Here is a 7,652-nt window from a genome sequence, read left to right on the forward strand (position 1 = left end):
GGCCGGATGGCCATCCGGGGCCGACCACATGACCGATCCGCTGAACCTGTCCCGAACGTGATGCTTGAAGAGTCGGAAGGAAAGACCAGGGAGGTCAGAGATGCTCGCCAACATCGTTTCTGGAATCGGAGCCTTCATCGCCCTCGCGGTGCTGCTGCTCATGTCGCTCAGCTCGGTTCTCCCCGAGATCATGGATCGCGTCGCGGCCCGGAGAGGTGCGTCGCAGGCCGGTGCGCGGGTCAGTCCTCGGGCAGGCCGGTTCCCAGGCAACGCCGGTTCATCCGGGCCAGCACGTCGTACCGCGGTCGGCTCGGTTCGGGGGACCGGAAGCCACTCGGTGCTCCCTGCCGGGCACGCCGGGTCGCTTCCGTGGTGACGGTGAACATCGGCCGGGAGGCACCGGTCCGGGGCGCGGAACGCAACCAGGCCAGCCGGTGCAGTGCCTCGCTGTGGTGGTCGGTGATCGTGACGCGCGCGGAGTCGAACGAGAACAGCACGGCCCGGTTGATCTCGACGATCGCCCGGTCCCGCCACAGGGTTCGTTCGGTGGAGGTGTCCATGCCCAGCCGTTCGGCCACGTGCCGGGTGACGCCGTACGCGTTCTCGTCGGCCAGGCCGCGGGTGCCGATCTCGGTCCCCACGAACCAGGTGTTGAACGGCGCAGCCGGGTACCGGATGCCGCCGATGAGCAGCTGCATGTTGCTGATCAAGGGCACCGTGTGCCAACGGAGGCCCAGCTCGACGAACCACGGGAGCTCCGGGTGCTCCAACGGGACTTCCTGCACGACGTCCCGCGGAACGGTCACCGGTTTTGGGCCTTCGTGGGCGGTCTCTACCACCAGCGGCAGGTGGTCGAAGCGCCCGCGCTGGGTCGGCGGTTTCCAACCGAGGCGCTGGGCTTCGGCGGTGAATCCGCTGTACCGGGCGTCGCCGAGCACGCCGCCGTCGGACAACGCGTAGCCCGCGTACCGGACGACCTGTTCGTTCCAGATGCACGGGCCGGGACTATCCGGCGAGTCCGGGGCGAAAACCGTGATCAGCGGCTGGATCCGGCCCACATTGGTGGCCAGCCGGAGATGCTCGAAACATTCGCTGGCGATCGCTGAGGCGTTGCGCAGGCCGCGAAGATCGCGGACCTTCAGCCGGCGCCACGGCACACCGCTCGTGCACCACCCGCTGTCGCGCAGCGCGACGCGCGCGCCGTAGGCGAGTTCCTCGCTGGTGTGGCGGTAGGTACCGGTATCGGCGAACTCCTGGCGCACCTCGGCCAGGCGCTGGGACAGGGAGCCTGCCTCGGGATGAGCGTCGTGGAAGGCCCGCAGGAACTGCTCGGCCGCCGAGATATCCGTGGTCGGTTCGGGCCGATCGGCGACGAGTCGGCTCGTGCTGGTGGCGTATTCGCCACCGGTGCCCGGCGGGCGCTGCTGGGTCGGGATGACTTCATCACGGATATCCGTCACGGGCCGGAAGGTAGTCGCGATCGTCGCTCACTCGTCACTACATGAGCATTCTTCTTTTCGGTGAATTCACAACACCACGATCGCGCGGCAACCCACTCATCGTGACTCCTATCGACGCGCAGGTCGCGACGCTTGATCGCCCAATTGAGTGAACAACTTGCTGTTTGTCGTGGATGGCCAGACCAAGTGCGGTGTCTGATCACCGCCAGCATCCGGCCTCCCGCGCGGCAAAGCTGGACGCGTGACGGCGATGAAAACGAAGATGCAGGTGTTGGAGGGCATGTACGCGGCGGAGGCCGAGTACCTGGCGGCCGGCGGGCCCGGCGAAGCGAGCTTCGAACCGCTCGCCGAGTTCTTCTCGCCGCAGGTCGTCCTGCACCAGGCCGAGGCGCTGCCCTACGGCGGAAGCTGGCGAGGCCACCAGGGCATGGAACGGTTCTTCCTCGAGATGAGCCGAACCTGGGAATCGTTCGAGATGCTGGCGCAGGACTTCCTGACGCCGAGCGACACGACCGGACCGCTGGTGGTGCTCACCCAGGTCCGAGCGCGCTCCCGGGCGACCGGCCGCCGGCTCGAATTCCCCATCCTGCAAACGATCGAGATCCAGGACGGGCAGATCAGCGACATCCGCCCGTTCTACTGGGACACCGCAGAGATCGCGGAAGCCTGCACGAACGCGTGACCAGCGCTCGTCCAAGCCGGTTGACATTGCGCGCAGAGAGCGGAAAAGCCTTGGACGCGAGGGCGAAACGCTTGCTGGGATAGCCGGATGAGCTCCTTCTGGACGGGCCGGCTCGTTCGGCTGCGCGGCATCGAGCCCGAGGACTGGCGAGCGTTCATGCGGATGGACTCGCACTCCGAGCACCAGCGATCGGCGGACACGCTCTACCCGCCGCGCTCGGCCGACGGATATCGCGCGTGGACGGCCGAGCAGTCCGCCGCGCAACCGGTCGGCGACTCGCTCCGCTTGGTGATCGAGGCGCTGGACAGCGGTGCGCTGGTCGGGTCCGTCTCGACCCATGACGCGGATCCGCGCACCGGCCGGTTCTCCCACGGCGTGGCTATCGACGACCAGTACCAACGGCGTGGCTATGCGGCCGAAGCGGTCGTGCTCCTGCTGCGCTTCATGTTCGGCGAGCGCCGGTACCACAAGTGCGAGGCGCAGATCTACGCCGACAACGAGGCGTCGCTCGCGCTGCACCGCACGCTCGGCTTCATCGAGGAGGGCCTGCTGCGCGAACACGAATTCTTCGCCGGTCGTCACCACGACCTGGTGGTCATGGGCGTGACGGCCCCGGAGTTCGCGGAGCGGCACGGTCTCGGCGAAACACCTTCCGGCGACCGGCGCGACGAGGCCTAGCCGAGCAGGTTGGGCTGGTCGATAGCCCAGAGCCAGGTGCCGTCGGGCTGACGGCGGGCCACCTCGACGGTGACGCCGCCGTCGGCCAGCCGCACCGAGGTGAGCGCCAGGTCGCCGTTCCGGATCGCGGGCTGCGTCTCGCCGGGCGCGAACTCGGGCTTGGCCGCCACGAGCTGCTCGTACGCCGCGCGGATTTCCCGGTGCCCGACAACTCGCCCGGTCGGGACGATCAGCACGGCGTCGGGCTCGTACAGCGCCACCAGTCCGTCGACGTCGCCGGCGTTGAGCCGTTCCAGCACGAACCGGTTGAGGTCCTCCGGCTGCGCTGCGCGCTGGCGGTCAATGGTCATCGCGCTCGTCCCCCTCTGCTCAGAGAACTCGTTCCGAGCACACGGTGGCAGAAAGATCCGACACGACAACCGATCCCGGGCGGCAGCAGCTCGCCGAGGTCTGCCGCGGAACCGCTTAGACGCGCTCGAAGATCAGGTCGTGGATTTCGCGGCCCTCTTCGTGCGCCCGGTTCTCGAACTTCGTGACCGGTCGCCACTCCGGCCGCGGCGCCCAACCGCCCGGCTCGTCGGCGTACCGGTTGCGCAGCTGCGGTTCCGCCTGGCAGACCTCCAGCATCTGCTCGGCGTAGTTCTCCCAGTCCGTCGCGAGGTGCAGCACGCCGCCGGGCGCGAGCCGGGACGCGATCAGCCGAACCGAGTCGGGCTGCACGAGACGGCGCTTGTGGTGCCGCTTCTTCGGCCACGGGTCGGGGAAGTAGATGCGCACCTCGGCCAGCGACGCGGGCTCGATGTGCTCGCGAAGCAGCACGATCGCATCGCCGCGCAGCAACCGGAGGTTGGTGATCTCCAGCTTCTCGGCCCGCAGCATGAGCTGGGCCAGCCCCGGCTTGTAGACCTCGACCGCCACGTAGTTGGCGTCGGGCTGGGCGGCGACGAGCTGCGCGGTCGTTTCGCCCATGCCGGAGCCGATCTCCAGCACCGCCGGCGCCGAGCGACCGAACCAGGCCGCGAGGTCCAGCGGGCCCTCGGGCAGCGCGGTCACCTCGGAACCCAGCTCGGACCAGTGGCGATCCCAGGCGCGCTGCTGGCCCACCGTCATCCGCTCGCCGCGCTGGACGTAGCTGACGACGGTACGACGAAACGGAACCTGCTGGTCAGAGGCATTCACGGGGACTCAGTATCGCAAACCGGTGATGGGCCCCGACGACCGAACCCACTCGTCCGGGCGGCGGGGCCGGTGGATCACCAGGATTCGATCTGCCCCAGCATCGACACCAGGCCGGTGGACCGCTTGACCGGCACCGGAACGGGCTCGGTCTCGCCGTGCGCCGGCACCACGTTCAGCCAGCCCCGGTGCTCGTCGGTCAGCACCACGGTGGTCGGCATCCGCATCGGTGCCCGGTCCGACGGCGCGAACTCCCAGTACCCGGCCTCGCCGATGCCGGCCCAGGGCACGAAGACCCAGCCCGGTCGCGTGCCGAGGACCGCGTGCGCCTCGTCCTCGATCTCGAACGCCGTTTTCCGCGATTCGATCTCGCCGCGATCCAGCGCCCGCAGCCACCACGGGGCCGGCAGCCGGCGCTTGGCGCCGTGCAGCTTGCGGAACAGTTCGAGCACCTGGTGTTCGGGCGCGGTGTGGATCCAGCTCCGACGCAGCGATGCTGGTGTCGCCGCCTCCAGCGCGGGTGGGTGTGCTTCGGTGGCCAGCGACCATTCGAGCCTGGGCACCGGCTCCAGCTGGACGTCGTCCGTCGAACGAACTCGCGCACCGTCCTGCTGCGCCGGAACTGCCGGGATTTCCTTCGATTGCACCCTCGGCCCACCCTTCTGCTGTTGAGAAAGTTGCGAGCCACGAACTCGCCCTCGGCCAGCGCATGCCCCCAAGCGACGCTGGTTCGGGACATCCCTTACTCATGCCTTACCACAGCGGATACAAAGAATGACGCGAGCATGTCGATTGTGTCAAAAGTCACATGTTTACAACGTGTTCGGTTGAGACCCCGCAGGTCGACTCGACAAGTCACCCGGATGCGGTTGAAGTGGGAGGGTGCCAGACCAGACGATCCAACAGGTGGAGATCGACGGCGGTGTCGTCGTCGGCGTGGACAGTTCCGCATCGTCGCTGCGCGCCTTGATCGTGGCGGCCGAGGAGGCCCGGCGCCGCAGCGTCCCCTTGCACGTCGTGCGGGCCTGGAGCTTCCGGACCGCACCACGCCCGGCGGACTGCCCGCCGAACGTCGTGCCGAGCATGGACGAGTTCCAGCAGTCGGTCCTGGCCGACACGGAACGCATCGTGGCCAACAAGCTCGGTGAACATCCCGATCTCCCAGTCCACATACACGTCGTCCACTCGCCGTCGCCGCAGGCGCTGCTGTCGGCATCGCGGGGAGCGGACCTGCTGGTCGTCGGCCACCGCGGGCGCGGCGGGTTCGCGGGCCTGATGCTGGGCTCGGTCGCCGAGCAATGCGTCCGGCACGCAGCCTGCCCGGTCCTGGTGGTCCGCCCCAGCGTCTGATGCGAGGCCGTCGGAGCCGCCGCGGACATCCGGAAAGCACAGGGCCCGGGCCATCCCCCGAATGACAGCCCGGGCCCTCCCCCGTCCCGACCGCCGGCGCCCCCGAGCGCTGTTGCAGTCGGTCGAATTCGGTTGTGCCAGTCGGCCCCGTCGTCAGCCTCGCGCGGTGTCCACAGCGGACCCTGCGGTGCCGCACGCACCGGGAGGCGACGTCTGCGGCTCGATCTTGCCGCTGATCCTATCGGTTGACGTGATCAGACTCTCGGCCGGGCCGGGTAACGTTTTGCTATCCCGTGCCCAACTGGGCATTTCTATAGTTGATCATGAAAGGTTCCACAGCCGCTTCGGTTCTCGCTGGTCAGGCGTCGCGCCGCCGAACGATGATCAAAGCGATCACCCACAGGACCACCGCGACGGCCGCGAAGTAGGCCAGCGCGCCCCACGGGCCGAACGGCATGTCGCCGACCCCGTCGGTGCCCGAGAGGAAGTGGGCGGCGGCGTTGAACGGCATCCACTTCTGCACGTCGGCCCCGATCTTCGGGATCAGTCCGACCAGGCTCTCCACCAGCAGCGGCCAGAGCAGCAGCAGGGCAACCGCGCCGGCCGTCTGCCGCAGCATGGCGCCGACCGCGACCGCCAGCACCGCGCCGATCGCGAACACCAGGCCGACCCCGGCGACCTGGCGCCAGTCGTCGCTCGTGGCGAAGGCGAGATCCGCGCCCGGTGCCAGCAGCTTCGCGACTCCCCACGAGCCGAATGCGGCCACCTCGCCGATGATCAGCGCCACCAGCGCGACGACGACGGTCTTGGCAAGCAGCGCGGCGGTCCGGTTCGGCACCGCCTGGAAGGTCGCCCGGATCGTGCCGAACCGGTACTCGGTGGTGATCGACAACGCGGCGAGCACGAGGACCACCATCAGGCCGAACTGGTAGCCGGCCTGCGTCATCGACAGCGACATCTCGTTCTCGAGCTGGGACGCGAACAGGGTGGTGAAGCCGATGGTCAACGCCAGCGCGAGGAAGGTGCACCACCACGGCGACCGGGTGGAGAAGAGCTTGATGCGTTCGACGGCGAGCAGGGTCATCGGGCCACCCCCGAGGTGTTCAGCGCGGACGCGGCGGCGCCGAGATTGGTCTGGTATTCAACGGCGTTGCCGGTCATCTGCATGAAGGCCTCCTCCAGCGAGCTCCGCTGCGCGGTGAGCTCGTGCAGGACGATCCCGTGCTGTGCGGCGAGTTCGCCGATCTGCTCGGTCTCGGCCTCGTCGACGACCAGCGTGTCCTGGGCCGTCGACCGCACGCTCAGTCCCTGCGCGCTCATGAGCTGCTGCAGCTGTGCTGCCCCCGGCGAGCGCACCAGCACGCCCTGGGTGCCTGCGTTGTCCACGAACTGCTGGGTGCTGCACTGCGCGATCAGCTCGCCGCGGCCGATCACAACGAGTTCCTCGGCCGTCAGGGCCATTTCGGAAAGCAGGTGGCTGGAGACGAACACGGCGCGCCCCTCGGCGGCCAGGCCCTGCATGAACCGCCGGATCCAGTGGATGCCCTCCGGGTCCAGCCCGTTCACCGGCTCGTCGAACAACAGGATCTTCGGATCGCCGAGCAGGGCGGTCGCGATCCCGAGCCGCTGCGACATGCCCAGCGAGAAGCCGCCCGCCTTGCGGTTCGCGACCTCTTCCAGGCCGACCATGCCGAGGACCTCGTCGACGCGCTTCGCGGGCAGGCCGTTGGACTTCGCCAACCACAGCAAGTGGGTGCGCGCCGACCTGTTGGGGTGCACCCACTTCGCGTCGAGCAGCGCGCCCACGGTGCGCAGCGGGTTCTTCAGCTCGCGGTAGGGCTTGCCGTCGATGCGCACCTCACCGGACGTCGGCCGGTCCAGGCCGAGCATCATGCGCATGGTGGTGGACTTGCCTGCCCCGTTGGGGCCGAGGAAACCCGTGACCCGGCCGGGCTTCACGGTGAACGACAGGTTGTTCACCGCGACTTTCGGGCCGTAGCGCTTGGTGAGGCCGATCGCCTCGATCATGATCACTCCTGTAAGCCGACAATGCCGCGGCCCAACCGGGCCACACCACAAAGGGTGCCCGGTCGCCCCGTGCGCCCGCATCGACCCAGCGTCTGGACCTCGGGTCAGACCTGAGTCGTAGTCGCCCCCATCCTGCGGGATGACGGCCTCAGCTTGATCTTTAACCCTTGCGCCTGGGTTTGGTGCCTGTCTTGTGGTGGGTGGGGCGTTGGTAGGCCTGGCCGGTGGCGAGGATTCGTCCGACGTCGTGGCGGGTGGCGCGGTGGCGGTTGGTCGAG

At 68.5% G+C, this 7,652-nt stretch carries 9 protein-coding genes; 3 read left to right on the forward strand and 6 right to left on the reverse strand.

What is annotated here, in order from left to right; translation table 11 throughout:
• Nucleotides 1–239 precede the first annotated feature (239 nt).
• Entirely contained in the window at nucleotides 240–1,460 is a 1,221-nt protein-coding gene (locus E1288_RS26235; protein ID WP_235883811.1) for a nitric oxide synthase oxygenase, read from the reverse strand.
• 250 nt (nucleotides 1,461–1,710) lie between these two features.
• On the opposite strand from E1288_RS26235, the gene E1288_RS26240 reads away from it, so the two are divergent.
• Nucleotides 1,711–2,142, forward strand: a complete 432-nt coding sequence (locus E1288_RS26240; RefSeq protein WP_235883814.1) for a nuclear transport factor 2 family protein — start codon at nucleotides 1,711–1,713, stop codon at nucleotides 2,140–2,142.
• 87 nt (nucleotides 2,143–2,229) lie between these two features.
• Nucleotides 2,230–2,820, forward strand: a complete 591-nt coding sequence (locus tag E1288_RS26245; RefSeq protein ID WP_132489522.1) for a GNAT family N-acetyltransferase — start codon at nucleotides 2,230–2,232, stop codon at nucleotides 2,818–2,820.
• Here the strand turns inward: E1288_RS26245 and E1288_RS26250 are convergent.
• From E1288_RS26250 to E1288_RS26260, 3 genes are all read right to left on the reverse strand, one after another.
• Nucleotides 2,817–3,170 carry a YybH family protein gene (locus E1288_RS26250; protein ID WP_132489524.1) on the reverse strand — a complete coding sequence of 118 codons (354 nt, stop codon included), beginning with the start codon at nucleotides 3,168–3,170 and terminating at the stop codon, nucleotides 2,817–2,819. The genes E1288_RS26245 and E1288_RS26250 overlap by 4 nt on opposite strands.
• A 115-nt stretch (nucleotides 3,171–3,285) precedes the next feature.
• Nucleotides 3,286–3,930 (reverse strand): tRNA (guanosine(46)-N7)-methyltransferase TrmB, encoded by a 645-nt coding sequence (trmB, locus tag E1288_RS26255; RefSeq protein WP_235883815.1) that lies wholly within the window; start codon nucleotides 3,928–3,930, stop codon nucleotides 3,286–3,288.
• A gap of 143 nt (nucleotides 3,931–4,073) precedes the next feature.
• The gene (locus E1288_RS26260; RefSeq protein WP_235883812.1) at nucleotides 4,074–4,643 is read right to left on the reverse strand and encodes a hypothetical protein; all 570 of its coding nucleotides are present in this window, start codon (nucleotides 4,641–4,643) and stop codon (nucleotides 4,074–4,076) included.
• A gap of 235 nt (nucleotides 4,644–4,878) precedes the next feature.
• On the opposite strand from E1288_RS26260, the gene E1288_RS26265 reads away from it, so the two are divergent.
• Nucleotides 4,879–5,346 carry a universal stress protein gene (locus tag E1288_RS26265; RefSeq protein ID WP_235883813.1) on the forward strand — a complete coding sequence of 156 codons (468 nt, stop codon included), beginning with the start codon at nucleotides 4,879–4,881 and terminating at the stop codon, nucleotides 5,344–5,346.
• A gap of 358 nt (nucleotides 5,347–5,704) precedes the next feature.
• On the opposite strand, the gene E1288_RS26270 is transcribed toward E1288_RS26265, so the two are convergent.
• Nucleotides 5,705–6,430 (reverse strand): hypothetical protein, encoded by a 726-nt coding sequence (locus E1288_RS26270; RefSeq protein ID WP_132489527.1) that lies wholly within the window; start codon nucleotides 6,428–6,430, stop codon nucleotides 5,705–5,707.
• On the reverse strand, nucleotides 6,427–7,374 hold the full coding sequence (locus E1288_RS26275; RefSeq protein WP_132489528.1) for an ABC transporter ATP-binding protein: 948 nt from the start codon (nucleotides 7,372–7,374) through the stop codon (nucleotides 6,427–6,429). The genes E1288_RS26270 and E1288_RS26275 overlap by 4 nt, the downstream gene beginning before the upstream one ends.
• Between the last annotated feature and the right edge of the window lie 278 nt (nucleotides 7,375–7,652).

It is taken from the genome of Saccharopolyspora elongata (assembly GCF_004348985.1).
Classification (GTDB): Bacteria; Actinomycetota; Actinomycetes; order Mycobacteriales; family Pseudonocardiaceae; genus Saccharopolyspora; species Saccharopolyspora elongata.